The sequence below is a fragment of the Mesorhizobium sp. KR1-2 genome (genome assembly GCF_040045035.1).
Taxonomy (GTDB): Bacteria; Pseudomonadota; Alphaproteobacteria; order Rhizobiales; family Rhizobiaceae; genus Pseudaminobacter.
Genome location: NZ_JBDZDS010000009.1, coordinates 166,137 through 182,558, shown reverse-complemented (window position 1 = coordinate 182,558; position 16,422 = coordinate 166,137). Strand labels below are relative to the sequence as shown.

The 16,422-nt window shown below is 62.5% G+C and carries 18 protein-coding genes; 8 read left to right on the top strand and 10 right to left on the bottom strand.

The genetic code is table 11. The features are described from left to right. The first annotated feature begins 127 nt into the window (after positions 1-127). Positions 128-331 carry a dodecin family protein gene (locus tag ABLE85_RS18305; protein ID WP_348794138.1) on the top strand — a complete coding sequence of 68 codons (204 nt, stop codon included), beginning with the start codon at positions 128-130 and terminating at the stop codon, positions 329-331. 76 nt (positions 332-407) lie between these two features. On the opposite strand, the gene ABLE85_RS18300 is transcribed toward ABLE85_RS18305, so the two are convergent. Then, a complete protein-coding gene (locus ABLE85_RS18300; RefSeq protein WP_348794137.1) occupies positions 408-761 on the bottom strand; it encodes a DUF1428 family protein in 354 nt (117 codons plus the stop codon). A 154-nt stretch (positions 762-915) separates the two neighbouring features. Then, positions 916-2,457 carry a sulfatase-like hydrolase/transferase gene (locus ABLE85_RS18295; RefSeq protein ID WP_348794136.1) on the bottom strand — a complete coding sequence of 514 codons (1,542 nt, stop codon included), beginning with the start codon at positions 2,455-2,457 and terminating at the stop codon, positions 916-918. Positions 2,458-2,779: 322 nt separating this feature from the next. On the opposite strand from ABLE85_RS18295, the gene ABLE85_RS18290 reads away from it, so the two are divergent. The 6 genes from ABLE85_RS18290 (at position 2,780) to ABLE85_RS18265 (ending at position 6,721) form a co-directional block, all read left to right on the top strand. Beyond that, positions 2,780-3,199, top strand: coding sequence for a glyoxalase/bleomycin resistance/extradiol dioxygenase family protein (locus tag ABLE85_RS18290; RefSeq protein WP_348794135.1), 420 nt, complete (start codon positions 2,780-2,782; stop codon positions 3,197-3,199). 445 nt (positions 3,200-3,644) lie between these two features. Then, on the top strand, positions 3,645-3,857 hold the full coding sequence (locus tag ABLE85_RS18285) for a cold-shock protein (RefSeq protein ID WP_348794134.1): 213 nt from the start codon (positions 3,645-3,647) through the stop codon (positions 3,855-3,857). 419 nt (positions 3,858-4,276) lie between these two features. Continuing rightward, entirely contained in the window at positions 4,277-4,489 is a 213-nt protein-coding gene (locus ABLE85_RS18280) for a cold-shock protein (protein ID WP_056105658.1), read from the top strand. A 339-nt stretch (positions 4,490-4,828) separates the two neighbouring features. Further along, positions 4,829-5,329 carry a BA14K family protein gene (locus ABLE85_RS18275; RefSeq protein ID WP_348794133.1) on the top strand — a complete coding sequence of 167 codons (501 nt, stop codon included), beginning with the start codon at positions 4,829-4,831 and terminating at the stop codon, positions 5,327-5,329. A gap of 249 nt (positions 5,330-5,578) precedes the next feature. Further along, a complete protein-coding gene (locus ABLE85_RS18270; protein WP_348794132.1) occupies positions 5,579-6,034 on the top strand; it encodes a BA14K family protein in 456 nt (151 codons plus the stop codon). Between the two features lie 237 nt (positions 6,035-6,271). Next, a complete protein-coding gene (locus ABLE85_RS18265; protein ID WP_348794131.1) occupies positions 6,272-6,721 on the top strand; it encodes a BA14K family protein in 450 nt (149 codons plus the stop codon). A gap of 122 nt (positions 6,722-6,843) precedes the next feature. On the opposite strand, the gene ABLE85_RS18260 is transcribed toward ABLE85_RS18265, so the two are convergent. From ABLE85_RS18260 to ABLE85_RS18245, 4 genes are all read right to left on the bottom strand, one after another. Further along, positions 6,844-7,404 carry a L,D-transpeptidase gene (locus ABLE85_RS18260; RefSeq protein ID WP_348794130.1) on the bottom strand — a complete coding sequence of 187 codons (561 nt, stop codon included), beginning with the start codon at positions 7,402-7,404 and terminating at the stop codon, positions 6,844-6,846. A 120-nt stretch (positions 7,405-7,524) separates the two neighbouring features. Beyond that, entirely contained in the window at positions 7,525-8,538 is a 1,014-nt protein-coding gene (locus ABLE85_RS18255; RefSeq protein WP_348794129.1) for a murein L,D-transpeptidase family protein, read from the bottom strand. Between the two features lie 125 nt (positions 8,539-8,663). After that, positions 8,664-10,808: a heavy metal translocating P-type ATPase gene (locus ABLE85_RS18250; RefSeq protein ID WP_348794128.1), complete on the bottom strand. Its 2,145-nt coding sequence runs from the start codon at positions 10,806-10,808 to the stop codon at positions 8,664-8,666. Further along, complete coding sequence (locus ABLE85_RS18245) at positions 10,769-11,050, bottom strand: hypothetical protein (protein WP_348794127.1); 282 nt, start codon at positions 11,048-11,050, stop codon at positions 10,769-10,771. Before ABLE85_RS18245 ends, ABLE85_RS18250 begins: the two co-directional genes overlap by 40 nt. A 248-nt stretch (positions 11,051-11,298) precedes the next feature. On the opposite strand from ABLE85_RS18245, the gene ABLE85_RS18240 reads away from it, so the two are divergent. Then, positions 11,299-11,712 carry a helix-turn-helix domain-containing protein gene (locus ABLE85_RS18240; protein ID WP_348794126.1) on the top strand — a complete coding sequence of 138 codons (414 nt, stop codon included), beginning with the start codon at positions 11,299-11,301 and terminating at the stop codon, positions 11,710-11,712. Positions 11,713-12,008: 296 nt separating this feature from the next. On the opposite strand, the gene ABLE85_RS18235 is transcribed toward ABLE85_RS18240, so the two are convergent. The 4 genes from ABLE85_RS18235 to ABLE85_RS18220 are packed head-to-tail and all read right to left on the bottom strand — an operon-like array spanning position 12,009 to position 16,412. Beyond that, a complete protein-coding gene (locus ABLE85_RS18235; protein ID WP_348794125.1) occupies positions 12,009-12,818 on the bottom strand; it encodes a formylmethanofuran dehydrogenase subunit C in 810 nt (269 codons plus the stop codon). Beyond that, complete coding sequence (gene fhcD / locus ABLE85_RS18230) at positions 12,815-13,723, bottom strand: formylmethanofuran--tetrahydromethanopterin N-formyltransferase (RefSeq protein WP_348794124.1); 909 nt, start codon at positions 13,721-13,723, stop codon at positions 12,815-12,817. Before fhcD ends, ABLE85_RS18235 begins: the two co-directional genes overlap by 4 nt. Beyond that, complete coding sequence (locus tag ABLE85_RS18225; RefSeq protein ID WP_348794123.1) at positions 13,711-15,342, bottom strand: formylmethanofuran dehydrogenase subunit A; 1,632 nt, start codon at positions 15,340-15,342, stop codon at positions 13,711-13,713. Before ABLE85_RS18225 ends, fhcD begins: the two co-directional genes overlap by 13 nt. After that, positions 15,336-16,412 (bottom strand): tungsten formylmethanofuran dehydrogenase, encoded by a 1,077-nt coding sequence (locus ABLE85_RS18220; protein WP_348794122.1) that lies wholly within the window; start codon positions 16,410-16,412, stop codon positions 15,336-15,338. The genes ABLE85_RS18225 and ABLE85_RS18220 overlap by 7 nt, the downstream gene beginning before the upstream one ends. Positions 16,413-16,422 lie beyond the last annotated feature (10 nt).

Here is a 16,422-nt window from a genome sequence, read left to right as displayed (position 1 = left end):
CGTGCCCCCATGACAACGGGCACGGATGCCCTAGCTTCCTCCTGCGCGGCCTGTCGCCGGCACTTTCAGACTTCCTTGCAGACACATCGGCGTCATCAGCCGCCAGTCAGACAACAGGGAGGAAACCATGTCTGTCGCCAAGATCACGGAAATCAGCGCCTCGTCCGACAAGAGTTTCGAACATGCCGTCCAGGTAGGAATTGAGCGCGCCAGCAAGACGCTGAAGAACATAGCCGGTGCCTGGGTGAAGGAGCAGCAGGTGTCGGTCAGCGGCGGCAAGATCACCCAATACAGGGTCAACCTGAAGATCACCTTCGTCCTCGAAGATTGACGCAGTGCCGGCCAATGACCGCAACCGCACCAGCTCCACCTAGAAGCTGATGGCGGAGCGAAGGTGTGGCGCCGGATCAGAGTTCCAAAAAGCTCTCGAACCCGCCATAGATCATGCGCTTGCCGTCGAAGGGCATGTCGCTCATCTGATGCTTCAGCCGAGGGTCGGCCATGACCTTTGCGTTGATAGCGTCGCGCTCCGCCCGCGAGGCGTAGACGATCCAGGAGAAAACGACGACCTCGTCCTCCTTGGCTTGGACAGCACGCGGGAACGACGTCAGTTCCCCATAAGGCACGTCATCGCCTATGCACTCCACATAGGCGAGCGCGCCGTATTCCTTCCAGATCTCGCCGGCCATCCGCGCCAGGGATTTGTAGGCTTCGATATTCTTCCCGGGGACCGCAACTACAAAGCCGTCGACATAGCTCATTCCGGTTCTCCTCTCATCGATTACCCGACAAGGACGTGCCGGCCGGGGCCTATCCGACAGCCGGCCGGATTTTCTCCCTCGTTCAGCCCGGACTGCAAAGCTCCGGAAAAATACCCCGAGCGATTGTATCCCGGCTCCGATGCGCGAGCTTGCCCTATGTTTCCGGGTCGCCCCACAATTTGCGGCTCAGCATCCAGTCGCGCCGGAGCATTCCGTCCAGCTTGTCCACTCCATAGGTCTCCACGAGATTTGGCTCCTTGGCGAACAAGGAAACGCCAAGCCCGGCGCGCCCACCAGGCAGTTCCATTCCCAGTTCCTGCAGCAGTGTCGGGAATACGTCGAACATGGCCGCCTCGCGCTTGAGGACGGCAGGTGCGATACCATCGCCGGAAATGCTGAAATAGTTCATGCGCCGCTTGCTGTTCAGCTCGCGAGAGTGTTCGTTTTCCATGATGAGATGATCGCTTTGTATGGCGACCAAGGTGTTTTCCAGCAGCCCCCTCTGCTTCAGATGGGCCAGGAAGGCCTTGATATGATAACCGGTGCATTTGATGGCGAATTGCATCTCGCTCAACTCGCCTTGCAAGAGGTTTTCGCGGCAAGTCCGCGTTGCATGGCCCGTGGCTGCATGCCCTCCAATGGTGGCCATGGAAAAGGCGAAAGGTTTGTCCTGCTTTTGCAGGACGTCTATGCGCTTCTCCGCCAGCTCGAACAATGTGTCGTCGTAAAGCCCCCATGTGTTGAGGTAGTCGCCCGCAATTTCACGGTAGTCGGCAAGCCCGCTTCGGAAGCTGTATTTATGCTCGTCGAGGAACGACCCAATTCCAGCGAATGCGGCGTCACCGCCATTCATGTACTCGGTGTGATACCCATTCGCACCCAGAATATCACTCAAGCATTCAATGCCGCCGAAGAAGTTGACCTGGTGAGAGAAGTTGTTCTCGCTGAACAAGCCGCGCGGCTGAAGCGGCACACCACATTGCGAGGATATGAAACCGGCCATGGTCCAGCCGGTATTCGTAACCTGGCGTATCCCCTGAACATCGATGCCGGTTGCCGCGACTTCCAACATTTCTGCAAATGTCTCGGAGCCGTGACTGATCTCTGCAAACGTCCGCTCCTCGCTCTCCGCATAGATGATGATGATGTTTTTCTTTTTCACACCTTCCGGCAAATGCTTCGGAGGAGCGGCATAGAAATTGGTCAGTGTCGGGTCAGGCGGGCTCAGATAAAAATCGGCTGCGGTCCAGAATATGGGATTTGCGGCAATGAGGGCCAAGGCAAGGCTGATATCCACATAGTGGAAGCGTCGATCTTGACGCTTGAGATAGAGCAGCGACAGCAGGAATCCGACGAGAGAGAGAGCGACATAAAATATCTTGGCGCCGCGAACTTCGGGGTGCCCGCCGTGCATGCCGGACTGCAGATGGTAGACGACCGCACCGAAGTCGAAAGCGCCAAAAATAGCGTAGACGAAAACATAAACAGAGATGAATATGACCGGAATTAAACTCCAGAGGAACAATGATTTCTTCCGCCCATCGTTCTTGTCATAAAATTTGAAAACAAAAGCGGCGAACAGCGCAGAAATAATATAGATAATTCTCTGCCGCCCGTGAAAATCGAAAATCATCCTTAACGGATAGAAAAACGACATCAGGAAGAGAAATAGAACAATACGCTTGCTTCTGATCACAGCGTCCCCCAAGTGAATCGGGCCGGGAACCATGCTTCCAGACTACTCCGGGCCTCCGGCCTGACATAAACCGTTCACAAAACTGTCACAATAAGGACATCGGGAAAAGCGCGCCCTTTGAAAAAAAAGCGGGATTATCAAGTCGACAAGCCAAGCGGCCAAAGCCCTGGTCTCTCTCGCGCTGACCAAGCTTTCTGCCCCCAGACGCAAGCTTGCGACTCCCTCTCACGGCTTACGCCAAAAAATTTGAGCTCATTGTCGGACCGAAGCATTCCCATTCGTCATACCGGCAGCGATCCACTCGAAAACAGGAGAGTTCAACATGACCGACGCGAGTGCCCAGCCCCACCCGGCTCCGAAGGCTCTGAGTGGCCTCGTGGCTTACCTGCAGGTCGATGGCGCTCACAAGGCGGCCGAATTCTACGGACGCGCCTTCGGCGCCGAGACCGCGTTCGCCTATCCGCCGGATGACAAGGGCCGGACCATGCATGTCCACCTCCACATCAACGGAACCTCCTTGATGCTGGGCGACCCGTTTCCGGAACATGGTCACCCGAGCATCCCCCCTCAGGGCTACACGATGCAGCTCATACTGGGCGACGACATCGATGCCTGGTGGAAGCGAGCGGTAGATGCCGGCTGCGAGGTGATCGTGCCGCTCGACGTGATGTTCTGGGGCGATCGTTGGGGCTCTCTCCGCGACCCTTTCGGCGTCAACTGGGCCATGAACGCGCCGGTCTGAGCCTTCTCTTTCCTACTGATTGGTGTGCTCAGCGGGCAGCCCTTGCCGCCGCCCGCTGGCCGCCCACGAGCCCCTCTTCCTGCAGGTGGTCTCAGGCTATACCGGCAGTGGCCAGCCGCCTTCTGGAGAAGATTGTGCGAATTGCTTCGCAAAAGAGTGATTCAATTATCCTTTGGAAGTAAACTTCTGCGCGATGGATGTCATCATCTTGCAATTATCACATTTTCATGCGATAGAATAAGCGTTCGGGCATTTGCTGGCCCGGAGATTGGAACGTTTTTGTACGAGCCCTTTCCCCGACACCGTGAATCTCTGACAGCCCCGCCATATGGTGGGGGGTTTCACCATGCGCCAATGCATGAGCGCCAAGCAGCTACCGAACCTTGTCTCCGGCGCCAGACGGACGACAAGGACAACCAACGAAACGGGTGAAGGAGTTCTCCCAGTGTCCCAGAGCGGTACCGTAAAGTTTTTCAATGCAACCAAAGGCTTCGGCTTCATCACGCCCGACGGCGGTGCCAAGGACGTGTTCGTGCACATCTCGGCCGTAGAGGCCTCGGGCATGCGCACGCTCGTCGATGGCCAGAAGGTCACCTTCGACGTCGAGCCCGACCGGATGGGCAAGGGCCCCAAGGCGGTCAACCTCAGCGCCGCCTGAGCCGAGACCGCATCCACGCGGCTTCCCGGTAGGGCAGTTTGGAAAACCTGAAGATGGCGCAACTGTAACGGTTGCGCCTCTTTGCTTTCTTCCGGCGCACAGACCGTCCGGAAGGGCCGTGTTTTGTGGTTACAGGGTCTTTGCCGGGTAACTTCTTCATAAGACCAAAGCACCACAGAAAACTTTTACTTGCCCCTCTCGTTAAAATATGGAGAAACTTGCTCTTCGGGCATTATGGGCCCGGAGACTGGAATGGCCTGACCCGGGAGGCGCTATTGGGTTTTCCCGGCTGGAATCGTGAAAAAAGAGGACGCACAAAGTCCCGGCACGATGACTATTTCTTCTCCCCCAGAAGCGACCGAAATGGCGCGGATGTTCCCGCCAAATATGGACTATGAGGGGATTACAAGGAGTTTCCCATGCCGCAGACCGGCACTGTCAAATTCTTCAACCATGCTAAAGGCTTCGGTTTTATTACGCCGGACGATGGTGCAAAGGACGTCTTCGTCCACATCTCGGCGGTTCAGGCCTCCGGCCTTCCGGGCCTCGAGGACGGACAGAAAGTCACGTTCGAGACCGAGCCGGACAAGCGCGGCAAGGGCCCCAAGGCAGTCAATCTGACGGTAGGCTGAGCCACCGTCACCGGATATTTACGGCGGGCGGACAACAGAGCTGCCCGTCGTAGTGCCTTTTCGTTTCGCCGTGGCGCAAGAGCGGCGCCTGCCCGAAAATCGGCGTCGATTTTCGGAAGATATCAGCTGTAAATCCAATCACTTGGACCGCTTCTCGCCCACTCGCGAGGGTCGCGCGGCATGAAGGTGCGGCAGAAGCCCACCGGCGCTCCGCCTCAATCAAAATCAAATCAAATCACCTCGGCGTTCCCGAGGCTTGCCTTCGGGTCCGCCGCCCTATCTCTCCTCTCGACGCTTGGCCCATTCCCCTGGAACCGGGCTTGCGAGATGGAGTTTGTCATGAATTATTTTCTCAAAACTACTGTTCTCGCCGCAGCCATGACCGCAACCTCGCTGGCTTGCCTGCCGGCCGCAAATGCCCAGGACTTCACTATCTACCCAAACTACAGTCTCTATCCGCTCCCCAACGGCTCTCTGGCGGTCAGTCCGGCCGCCTTGGCGGCACTGGCTCCTGCGGCTCCCCCCGCCGCCTATGGGATCACGGCACCGGCCGCTGTTGTCGGCACCACGACCTACGGGATCACCGCACCAGCTGCTGCTGCAGGCACCTATGGGATCACGGCACCCGACTATGCCAGCGGGACCTTTGGAGTGACTAACTACTCCTCCCAGAGCTTCATCAGCCCGCTCTATGCCGGCCGCGTTGGGGTAGCGTTGGTGGCACCGCAGCCGTGGTCGGCGCAGTGGCTGGCCTACTGCCAGACCCGCTATCGCACTTTCAATGCATCGACCGGCACCTTCATCGGCTATGATGGAGTGGCGCATTTCTGCGGCGGTTGAGCCGCGATGTCGGGGCAGCCGGTCCAGTGGCCGGCTGAAGCCCGTTCTGTTTGCAGCAGGCGGACAATAAGCCGCCTGCTTGCAGCCGTGAAGCGGCAACGACCGGGATCCGATATCCCGGAGCAATTTCAGAATTCGACTGAGGGCGAAAAATCGAGCCCGAAATGCTCGGCCCGTTTTAGCCCATATCTGCCCTCTTGATGATGACCCCGCGCCTCCTGGAAGCGGGGTAGCGAGAAGGAGTTTGTCATGAACTGTTTTTTCAGGACCGCCGCCGTTCTCGCCGCCGTGACCGCAACCTCGCTGGGCTGCTTGCCGGCGGCGTATGCCCAGGAACCCGTCACCAGCGACGGCGGCCCCCCCTTTGCGGGCGTCGTTGGCATCCAGACCGGTGGGGTGGCGTTCGATCTATCGGGAGGCTCCCGCTACTATCAAACCCCCGTGGTCTCCCCCGATTACTCCTATATCGGGCCCGACGTCGAAGAGCCTGGCTTCACCTATGTGCCGCCACTTGCATTCGCGACCACCTACTCTTCCGTTAGCTTCATCAGCCCCGTGCCCGTCCATACCAACGCGGCGGCGGTGGGGCTGCAGCCGTGGTCGCCACAATGGTACACCTATTGCCAGAACCGCTATCGCAGTTTCGATCCGGGTTCCGGGACCTTCACCGGCTATGACGGCCGCAAGCATTTGTGCGCCGGCTGAACAGCGCCGCGATAGGCACCCGCTCCAACGGCAGACAGAACCGTGCCCCTGAAGCGCAGAGCGCACTGCACCGCATCCCCCATACCATTCGGTGTCCCGGGCTGTCAGAACCGACATCGCAGGCAGTTCACAATTTCGAGCGAGTGTCTCCTCGGCCAGTTCTGCGCCCTATGTTCTTGTAAAGCTTTGTCCGTCTCCCCAGGCGGACTCGCGAGAAGAAGGAAGAAGGAGACAGTTATGAAACAGCTTCTCAGGACTACTGTTCTCGCAACGGCCGTGGCCGCAACCACGTTGGCCGCTATGCCGGCAGCCGATGCAAACCCGGCAGCAGCGTGGTGGATTGTTGGAGGTGTCGCTGCGGGCGCATTGCTGTTGGGTGCGGCCACCTATCCCAACTGGGGATGGGGGCGCAGCTACGGGATATCGCCGGTCTATTCAGGTGCGGCCCCGCTCTATGGTCCCGGCTACGCGGCGGCAGCGCCGATGTACGCTACTACCAACGTGTACGGCCCCAACCCCAACTACGTCGGAACGGCTCCGCTTTACGCGCCTGCAGTTGCAGCCGCGGTTCCGGTAGTCCGGTCGGCCGGTTGGCTCGAATATTGCGCGACCCGCTACCGTACGTTTAATCCCAGCACCGGCACTTTCATCGGTTTTGATGGCCAGCCGCACCTCTGCGTCCGTTAATCCGGCAGGTGCAAAGGTCCCTCGGGCTATCGAGGGACCAGCCGGGGGCACAATTTTCGCTCAGTCTCTCCAAAATCTGCTGTGATAGATGGGCTTGGCTTCGCTTTAAGAAGCCGGGCCCATCAGAGCACGATCACCGGAGTGCCGATCCGCACGCGGTCGTAGAAATCCTCGACATGCTCGTTGACCATGCGGATGCAGCCGTTCGAGACGGCGTGGCCAATCGTCCAGGGCTCGTTGGTGCCATGGATGCGATAGTAGGTGTCGTGCCCGCCGCTGTAGAGATACAGCGCCCGTGCACCGAGCGGGTTGTGCGGCCCACCCTCGACGCCTTCTGAATATTTGGCGTATTTGCGCGGATTGCGGCGGATCATATCGTCGGTCGGCCGCCAATGCGGCCACTCCTCCTTGCGCCCGATCACGGCATAGCCGGACCATTCGAGCCCGGCCTTGCCCACGCCCACCCCGTAACGGCGGGCGATCCCCGGTTGCTCTACAAGATAGAGAAACCTCTCATGCGGATCGACCACGACGGTTCCCGGTGCGTAACGTCGGGAATACCCGACCAGATGCGGCGCATATTTGGGATTGGGGGCGAAGTGCTTCTTATACCTGGCAAAAGCAGCCTGGGGCGCCAGCGCTGCAAAGGCCAGCCCGAGCATGAACGAACGGCGACTGAACATGAACTGCCTCTTCGAACATGGAACATGCTTGAAAATCGACAGCTATTTGTTTCGAAGATAGGCGGCTTGGCCGGTGTGTCCAGAGGCCGAAAGCCGACCCGCACACCTTTGCGCCTGCCCTCAGTTGCCGGGAGCGCCCTGATCGGCCGGCAACACCGCGTCCGGACGGCTGACGGGCACCCGCGTGCGCGAAGTCTTCTTCGCCAGTTCCTTCGCGCCGCTCTGTTGCAGCATAGCGCGGAAGCTCGGATGCATGCCGCCATCGGCATAGGCGTGCATGGACATGGCGGTTCCGCCGGTCGAGGCCGCTTCGATGGCACGCTCATCGGCCTCGCGCTTGGCGATCAGTGCCGGATCGGAGGCAATCGTCATCGGCGGGCAGGCCGCGAGCGGGTCGCTCGGCTCCCCACCCTCGAACTGGGCGTCGAACACATAACGCCGCGCGCAAGCCGAAACCTTGGGCTGCCGGCGGGCGACGTCGAAGATGTCGTAGCCTTCCTTGAGGTTCTTCCAGAACGCCATGTTCGGATCGTTGCGATGCCGGACCATGTTCTGCGCCGTCATCCTGAACGGGAACGCCTGCACCTGGAACGAAGTCTGGCCGCCGCGCAGAGCTTCGCGCGCGATCGCATAGATCTCGGCCACTCCGTCGTCGGTCATCGCATAGCACCCCGACGACGAGCAGGCGCCATGCACCATCAGCGCCTCGCCAGTGTAGCCCAGCGCGCTCTCGAGCCGGTTGGGGAAGCCCAGATTGAACGACAGGTAGTATTGCGAAAGCGGATTCAGCATATTCGCCGAAACCTGGTAAAAGCCCTCGGGCGCCTGGCGGTCGCCGCTGCGTTTCTTGGGGCCGAGCTGCCCCGACCAGCGGCACATCGGATAGGTTTTCAGGAGCGCGTAGCGTCCACTGCGGTCGCGCTTCCAGATTTCCAGCTCGCTTTCTTCCTTGAAGACGCGAACCACGATCGGGTCTGACGGCTTCATCTGCCTGGCGGTCATCTGGCTGACGAGCTTTGCCGGGATGGGCTTGATTCCCCGGTCAGCGTCGAGCACGCTCGACACGCAACCGGCAAGTGCGGCCGAAAACGCCAGCACCGTCAAAGGAACAGCAAGTCTGCGCAGCAGTTTCAAATCCGGTTCGTCCCCGAAAGCCCGTCACCCGATTCCTGCTTGCCAACGATCTGTGGCGGAACTGCGGGCGTCAAATCATGTTTGACGCCTATTGTTCGCAATCATGATTAACGAAACCTTGCCAGTCAGGCGCCATCGGTCTTGCCATCGAGCAGGCGCAGCGCATTGCCCACGACCAGCAGCGAAGCTCCGACATCCGCAGCAATCGCGCCCCACATGGTGGCGATGCCGATCGCCGTCAGCGCCACGAACAGCGCCTTGACGCCCAGCGCGAAGACGATGTTCTGCCGGATGACGCCCATGGCGCGCCTGGAATGGCGGATCAGCCACGGCACCTTGGACAGGTCGTCGGTCATCAGCGCGATGTCGGCAGTCTCGATCGCCGCGTCGGAGCCGATCGCCCCCATGGCAATGCCGAAATGCGCGCGCGCCATGGCCGGGGCGTCGTTGACGCCGTCGCCGATCATCGCAACCATCGAATGGCGCTTCGCCAGCTCGTCGATGGCCTCGACCTTCTGGTCAGGCAGCAGCTCGGCCTTCACCGTGTCGATGCCGACCTGCCGCGCAACGCTTGTCGCCGCCGCGCGGTTGTCGCCGGTCAGCATGACGACCTCCTTCACGCCCTGCGCCCGCATCGCCGAGAGTATGGCCTGCGCCTCGGGACGGACGGTATCGGCGAACGCTATGACCCCGCACAGATGCCCATCCGAGCCGACGACGACGGTGGTGGCGCCGTTCTTTTCCAGTTCGGCAACCTGTGCCGCGACCGCATCGTCGGCCTGGCCCCGCTCCACGGCGTAGCGCCAGGAGCCCAGCCAGTAGGTCTTGCCGTTGAAGACGCCCTGCACGCCCTTGCCCGGCAGAAGCTTGACGTCTTCGGCGGCCACTGCCTCGACACCGCCATCGCCGAGATAGCGCATGACGGCGTCCGCCAGCGGATGCGAGCTTCTCGCCTCCAGCGCCCCGGCCCTCTCCAGCAGTTCCCGCTCGTCATGGCCGGAAAGCGGGATGACATGCGTCACCTGCGGCTCGCCCTTGGTCAGCGTGCCGGTCTTGTCCAAGGCAAGTGCAGTCAGCTTGGACGGCAGTTCGATGAAGGTGCCCCCCTTGATGAGCACACCGTTGCGCGCGGCCGAGGCAAGCGCTGCGACGATGGAAACCGGCGTGGAAATGACCAGTGCGCAGGGGCAAGCAATGACCAGCAGCACCAGCGCATTGTAGAACCAGGCATGCCAAGCCCCGCCGAACAGCAGTGGCGGCAAGGTGAAGACAAGCAGCGCCAGGACCATCACCGCAGGCGTATAGACGCGCGCAAAACGCTCGACCCACTGCTCAACTGCAGCCCGGCGGCTGTGTGCGTCGGAAACCATGCGGATGATGCGCGCCAACGTCGTATCTGTCGCGGCCCGGGTCGATTCCACCTCCAGCAGCCCTTCGCCGTTGATCGTGCCAGCAAAGACCTCGTCGCCCACTTCCTTGGCGACCGGAAGGCTCTCGCCGGTGATCGGCGCCTGGTTGACGGCGCTGGCGCCCGAGACGATGCGGCCGTCGAGCGCGATGCGGTCGCCGCCGCGCACGATGAAGCGGCTGCCGACGGGCACGTCCGCCGCCTTCACCTCACGCTCGCCGTTTGCGTCCTTCACCCGCACCAGCGGCGGCGCCAGATCCAGCAGAGCCGAAACCGCATTGCGCGCGCGCCCGACACTCCAGCTTTCGAGCATGAGCGAAAGGGCAAACAGGAAGGCGACGGTAGCCGCCTCGAACCACTCGCCTATGGTCAAGGCGCCAACGACGGCGACCATCATTAAAAGGTTCATGTCCGGAGACAGGCGCTTCAGCGCATACCAGGCCTTGATCACAACGAAGCGGGCGCCGGTGATGACGGACAACAGCAATGCCGCCTGCTCGGCCAGGGGCGTTCCGGCCGGATGATGGAAGCCGAAGATCTCGAGCCAGGATTGCCCCGGCGAGGTCATGACATGGATGACGAAGCCGGCGAGCAGGAACAGGCCGCTGAGTGTGGCGTAGAGCTTCTGCTCCGCCAACCGCGAATCCTTGGCCGGCGGCGCGCCCTCCTGCCATGGCTCGGCCCGCATGCCGGTGGCCGCGATTGCCGACATGACCGTATCGCTCTGAATCGATCCCGCGCTGGGAAGGACGGTCATGCGGCCGTTGAGCACGTCGAAGGCGAGATGGCTGTCGCCGCCCACCACCGGGCCAATGGCGGACTTCAGCGTTGCCACTTCCTCGGCGCAGTCCAGGCCGAACACGCGAAAACTGCGGCCAGAAACCACCGGCGCCGCGGTGATGTCAGCCGCAGGCGCACCGTGATCATGGTCATGTTGGCAGCAAGCGTGGCCATGATCGTGCTTGTGCGAATGGTCATGCCCGTGGCCATGCGCATGACCGTGGGCATGGTCATGCCCGTGATCGTGGCCATGAGAATGACAATGGCCATGCGCATGGTCGTGAGGGTGCTCATGTCGCGCCGCCGTCGTTCCAGCATGGTCATGGCCGCAGCATGCGGCATCAAGCTTGACGATGTTGGAATGCGCGTGGCTCCGGGCGGACATGGCTTGCTCCTGATGGTATGGAACCCGCGTAACACCTCTAGCAACTAGAGCTACAAGGGGTCTTTTGCGGCTTTTAGGCCGAAATTGGCTCTGCCGGGTCCAATTGTCGCGTCCCGCCGTCCTCCGGCTTGATCTGCGCGCCGCCTCGCCCCACATCTCTAGCGACTAGAGCTTTATGGAGAAGACCATGCTGACCATCGGCGACCTGTCGCGCCAGACTGGCGTCAAGGTACCCACCATCCGCTATTACGAGCAGATGGGGCTCATCGAGGCCGCCGAGCGGTCGGAAGGCAACCAGCGCCGCTATACGACCGAAGAGAAGGACCGGCTGTCCTTCATCCGCCACGCCCGCGACCTTGGCCTGACGCTCGAAGCCATCCGCAAGCTGATCGACCTCAGCGCCCATCCCGATCGCCCCTGCGCCGACGCCGACCGCATCGCGGCCGAGCAGTTGCGGGCCGTCCGCAAGAAAATCGAAAAGCTGAAGCGTCTCGAATCCGAACTCGAGCGCATCACTACCCATTGCCACGGCGACCAGGTGAAGGACTGCTACGTCATCCGCGCGCTCGCCCATCACGAGCTTTGCGACGGCGAGCATTGAGACGTCGCTGTTGCGAAGTTCTGCAACTGCTTGGACTTCAGATCGGTCGAGGCATGGGTCCCCGGAACCCTACGCCCCTGCGGGGCTTCGGGCCCGAGGACGACGGATTGAGGGGCTCGGCTCGTTCACTCGCTCACGATGTCGGGGATGACGGCTGAGGTTTGCATCGATCTGTGGGACGCGAACCTCTCAATCCGTCGTCCTCGGGCCGGAGCATGAGCGGAGCGAAATGCGGAGGTTCCGGGGACCCATGCCTCGGCGGTCCAACGGCCACAGCGGCGCCAGAACGCCGCTAATCACCGCCTAAACAAGATCTCCCCGGTCCCCGCCACGGCATTGTCGCCGCCGAACTTGCCCGGCGCGGAACCCAGCAGCGGGCGTTTCAAAATGCCCTCAGCCACCAGATAGCGATCGAACACGGCGGCAAAGACACTGTCGGGGGCGCCGCATTCGACGAAGCTGGGCGACAGTTTTTCCGGCATGCGATCGAGCAGGATCGAGCCGCGCCGCATCAGATAGCCCGGCACGCGCCCTACCCCGCCGGTGACGGCCAGCGTGCCGGCAATCATGCGCGCGCCGGCATAATCGCCGCAGCCCTTCAGCACGGCTGCCACGCCGCGCCGCATGCGGTCGCCCGCATAGTCGCCGGCGCGGCCGCGCACGATCAGCACGCCGCCATTCATGCCTGCAAGCTCGCCCGCCAGCGGCCCGCCAAGGTGGTCGCCAGCATCGCCAAGAACTTCCAGCCGGCCCTTGCGCATGCAGGAGCCGGCATGGGGTCCGGCGCTTCCCTCGACCAGAAGCTGGCCGCCGCGCATCTTTCGGCCCGCCTGCGCGCCCACATCGCCGGCAACGCGGATGCTGCCTTCGCCCATTTCGGTGCCGACGCCGTCGAAACGGGAACTCCCGCCTTCGAATACGATGTTCTTCACGTCGCTGCCGGACACACGGAAGATGTCGCCCACTTTCAGCCCGCGCTTCGACATGCCAAGCCGGATCTCGCTGATTTCCTTCGCTGACAAGCCCGCCAGCCCCTCGGGTGTGAGTTGCGAAAGGTCGAGCCGTTCCGGCGGGGTCTCTCGCAAGGTGAAGGTGAGCAGCTTCACGGCAGCAAATCCTTCAGATGATAGTGGAACTTGCCGAGCTTGCCGCCATAGTTGCCGGCACTGATGCGCGAGGCGCCCTTCTCGGGTCCTAGCGCCGTGACCCCCGCGATGCCGGCCTTCATGGCAGCCGCCACCGCATCGCTGGTCTCGCCGTCGATGACGATTTCCAGCACGGCGTTGTCCTCCGGGCCGAGTTCGCTCTTCACCACACCGCGCAGCGTGGGCGCGAAGGCATCGTTGGTCGAGGCCATCATGCCCTTGTATTTGCCGCCGACCTTGGAACCCGAACGAACGATGCCGCCCGGAAACGGCATGATCGCTCCCGGCACCTTCTCGATCGCCTCAACCGCCGCTTCCGCCGCGACCAGCGCCTTGGCATTGGATGAGGCTACCAGCAGCAGATTACCGCCGCCGACGGCTTCCTTGGTCAGCCCCGTGGTGGCCTCGCACAGGAACTCGCCGTCCATCACCGGCACCCGCCAGAAATGCTTGCCGCCGAATTTTTTGGACACCTGCCAGCCGTCGCCGAAATAACGCAGCGCCGCGCCGAGCTTGAGATCGGCCGTGCCGTTCAGCCCGGCAAAGCAGGCGCTGCCTGGCGAGGTCAGCACGCATTGGCCGAGCCGGTTCTGCAGCTGCTTCTGCAATTCGTCGGTGCTGACGGCAAAGATCATCACCCGGCAGCCGGGCCGACCATCCGGCGTCTCCGAAGCAGGCAATTCCACGTCGATCGCCGCCTCGCAGCCGCAGCCGATCACCGAGGTGGCAAAGCCGGTCATGGTGATTGCCGCCTGCCGCGCCCATTTGCGGTTGGGCCCGGTGATGATGATGGCCGTGGCGCGCATGCCGAAGGCTTCGGCAAAAGTGTCGTCGATGGCGACGCCGTTGACCGTCAAGCGTTGCATGACACCTCGCTGAAGGGCTGCTCGCGCTGTATGGCGGAATCGGGGAAGTCGAACCAGTTCAGCGACAGGCCGCAGCGTTCCTGGTGGTAGGCCTCCAGCCGCTTCACCATGGCCTTGTCCGGCTCCGGCTTCAGCCGCAGCGTCTTGCCCCAGCGATAGTTTTTGACGATGCCGTCCTCCACCACCAGCTCGCCGTTCTTCAGCACGAAGGCCGCCGAGCGGAACATCCGCGCAATGTCGTTACCCTTGCGATAGACCGCCACATCGGCCAGCGCCCCGGCCCCCAGATGGCCACGATCCTTCAGGCCCAGCAGCTTGGCGGGGGCGGCCCGCGTCATGATCGCAATTTCCTCAAACGTGTATTCGCGCGTCAGCGAGGGCAGCGTCGAGAAATTCAACGCCCTCTGCGAAAGCCCCTCCATCGCCTTCGCGCGCACCTCGCGGCTCATCAGCAGCTCGAAAATCTCCGGATAGGCGGTAAAGGGCGCGCCATTGGGATGGTCGGTTGTGAAGAACACGCGCCACGGGTCCTGGATCAGCAGGAACAGTTCCAGCCCGATCGCCCATTGCAGCGAGCCGTAGAAATCGTCGCGATAGCGGTGGGGCACGATGCCGCCGCCATTGGCGTCGCCGTCGATGATAACCGACTTCCTCGGATTGGCGGTGCCACGCGCGGAAAACTGGCGCAGCACGTCGGAGGAGATGGTTACCGTCTGGCCGAACATCACCTGCCCGACGTCGATGGTGATCTCGGGCGTCGAATTGACCAGCTCGGCGAGCCGCGCGGCCCCGGAGGAGAACCCGCGCTTGCCCTCGGTGCCGTAGCCATAGAACTGCAGATGCGCCAGATGCAGCGGCAGCCCTTCCGCTGCCGCCATGGTCTCCGCGGCTGTCTCTGGCGCGCCGGGCACGCCGAGATTGTTGCAGTGGACATGCAGCGGATGCGGAATGCCGAGCGAGGTCACCGCCGCCTGCAGCGTCTTGACGATGCTGCGCGAGCTGGTGCCGTAGAAAGGCACGACGTCGTCGAAGGAGAAGGTGCGCACATTCTCCTTGAAGGCCGCTGCCGCGCCAGCATTGATGACCTTGACCCCGAGCGCGCGGCTCGAAGCCACCGTCCAGGCGACATAGTCCTCGATCATCCGGGGCGAGGCCCTGTCGCGGATCATCGAGAGCAAAAAGTCGTCGTTGCCGAGGATCGCCAGCGTCGCCTTGTCGATGATCGGAATGTCGGCGAGTTCGAGATGGGTGTGCAGCGCGGCATCCGGCGACATGGCCGGCTCGACCACCGTGGTAAAACCCATTTGCGCGTAGAGGCGGCCGGTCTCGAACGTCGTCCAGCCGACCTTGGAGAGCGGGGTCGCGGCCGGGCGCAGCGCATGCGCCTTGTGCTGCTCGGGCAAGAGCAGCCGGGCCGTATTCACGTTGCCGCCGCCGATATGCGAGTGGATGTCGATGGCGCCCGCCATCACCACGCAGCCAGTGGCGTCGAGCGTCACATCGGGCTGCCTGCCGGAAGGCTCCGCAACGATGGTCTCGTCCTCGATCCAGAGGTCGCCCCTGCCGATGCGGCCGTTGACGGGATCGACGATTTCGCCGCCGGTGATCCTGGTCAGCATGGCAGCGCCTCTTCATGCGGCAGGTGTTCGGCGATCTGGCGCAGCACGGTCGCGGCGGAAGGCAGTTCGCTTGGCGCTTTCGCTTCCACGGCCGCCAGCGTGCCGACGCGGCTCGAATAGACGACCGCGTCGTGGTCGATGCCCGGTTCGCCGATGGCAATGGTGACAGCGGCTCCCGCGACCGGCTTGTCGGTCCTGGCGATCGCGATCAGGGCGAGCCCCTTATGGGTGGGCACCTGCCCGGCATCGGCCGAGACGACCAGATGCAAATCGGCTTCACCGTCGGCGATCATTCGCGCCACGTCGAAGCGCCATGGATCGAACTCGGCAGGGCCGCGCGCAAGCCCGGTGCGCAGCGCAAAGCCGGTCGTCCAGGTCGAGGCCTGCGTGCTGCCCCAGCCGTTCTCGCTCGCAGGCAGATGCAGCGCGGAGGCGCGCTGCTTGCGGTTGATGTCGGCGATCAGCCCCTGCACCATCTCGAGCCCGAGCGCCCCGAGGGACTGGCCGCAGAAGGTGAAGACCGGAAATTTTGCTTCCGCCAGCGCCTTGGCGAAGCTGTCGAAGTGGGCCACTTCCCGCGCGGTCTTGCGTCCTGCGCATTGCGCGCGTAGCGCCGCCAGCGTGGCGTCCAGCCCGCCGTCGCAGGAAAGCCGCGTGGCCTTGATGTTGCCGGGCGCGGGCGTGTCCGCCCCGATCAGGAAGAACTGCCGCTTCCCGGCCCCGCCGTCGAGATCGGGCGCAGCGTTCGCAAGCTCGGCGATCAGATCGTAGTGGGCTGCCGGCAATTCGCCTGCGATCACGACGACATCGGCGCGCCGCCGCGCCTCGCCCGGCGCGATGAACATGCCGCCCTTATCGGTGTACTGCGCGGTTTCCCGCGCCACCGCCTCGCCCTCGAGCTGGTCGTAGGCCGCGCCCGTGCGCTGGGCCAACGCAATCGCCGCGCGCGTGCCGTGGACATCCGTATCGAGGCTGAAAACGGGACAGAGACTGGTTACCAGAAGCCCGGCGGCATGCTTTGCCGCCTCAGCTACAGGCACGCCCCGGTCGCCGATCCATGCAACCGTCATGCTATGCAAC

What these genes read in the sequence shown, in the direction of transcription:
- ABLE85_RS18305 (WP_348794138.1), top strand. Translation starts at nt 128, where the DNA reads ATGTCTGTCGCCAAGATCACGGAAATCAGCGCCTCGTCCGACAAGAGT.
- ABLE85_RS18260 (WP_348794130.1), bottom strand. Translation starts at nt 7,404, where the DNA reads ATGTTCAGTCGCCGTTCGTTCATGCTCGGGCTGGCCTTTGCAGCGCTG.
- ABLE85_RS18225 (WP_348794123.1), bottom strand. Translation starts at nt 15,342, where the DNA reads ATGCTGACCAGGATCACCGGCGGCGAAATCGTCGATCCCGTCAACGGC.
- ABLE85_RS18275 (WP_348794133.1), top strand. Translation starts at nt 4,829, where the DNA reads ATGAATTATTTTCTCAAAACTACTGTTCTCGCCGCAGCCATGACCGCA.
- fhcD (WP_348794124.1), bottom strand. Translation starts at nt 13,723, where the DNA reads ATGCAACGCTTGACGGTCAACGGCGTCGCCATCGACGACACTTTTGCC.
- ABLE85_RS18245 (WP_348794127.1), bottom strand. Translation starts at nt 11,050, where the DNA reads ATGACCATGCTGGAACGACGGCGGCGCGACATGAGCACCCTCACGACC.
- ABLE85_RS18220 (WP_348794122.1), bottom strand. Translation starts at nt 16,412, where the DNA reads ATGACGGTTGCATGGATCGGCGACCGGGGCGTGCCTGTAGCTGAGGCG.
- ABLE85_RS18300 (WP_348794137.1), bottom strand. Translation starts at nt 761, where the DNA reads ATGAGCTATGTCGACGGCTTTGTAGTTGCGGTCCCCGGGAAGAATATC.
- ABLE85_RS18290 (WP_348794135.1), top strand. Translation starts at nt 2,780, where the DNA reads ATGACCGACGCGAGTGCCCAGCCCCACCCGGCTCCGAAGGCTCTGAGT.
- ABLE85_RS18240 (WP_348794126.1), top strand. Translation starts at nt 11,299, where the DNA reads ATGCTGACCATCGGCGACCTGTCGCGCCAGACTGGCGTCAAGGTACCC.
- ABLE85_RS18280 (WP_056105658.1), top strand. Translation starts at nt 4,277, where the DNA reads ATGCCGCAGACCGGCACTGTCAAATTCTTCAACCATGCTAAAGGCTTC.
- ABLE85_RS18270 (WP_348794132.1), top strand. Translation starts at nt 5,579, where the DNA reads ATGAACTGTTTTTTCAGGACCGCCGCCGTTCTCGCCGCCGTGACCGCA.
- ABLE85_RS18265 (WP_348794131.1), top strand. Translation starts at nt 6,272, where the DNA reads ATGAAACAGCTTCTCAGGACTACTGTTCTCGCAACGGCCGTGGCCGCA.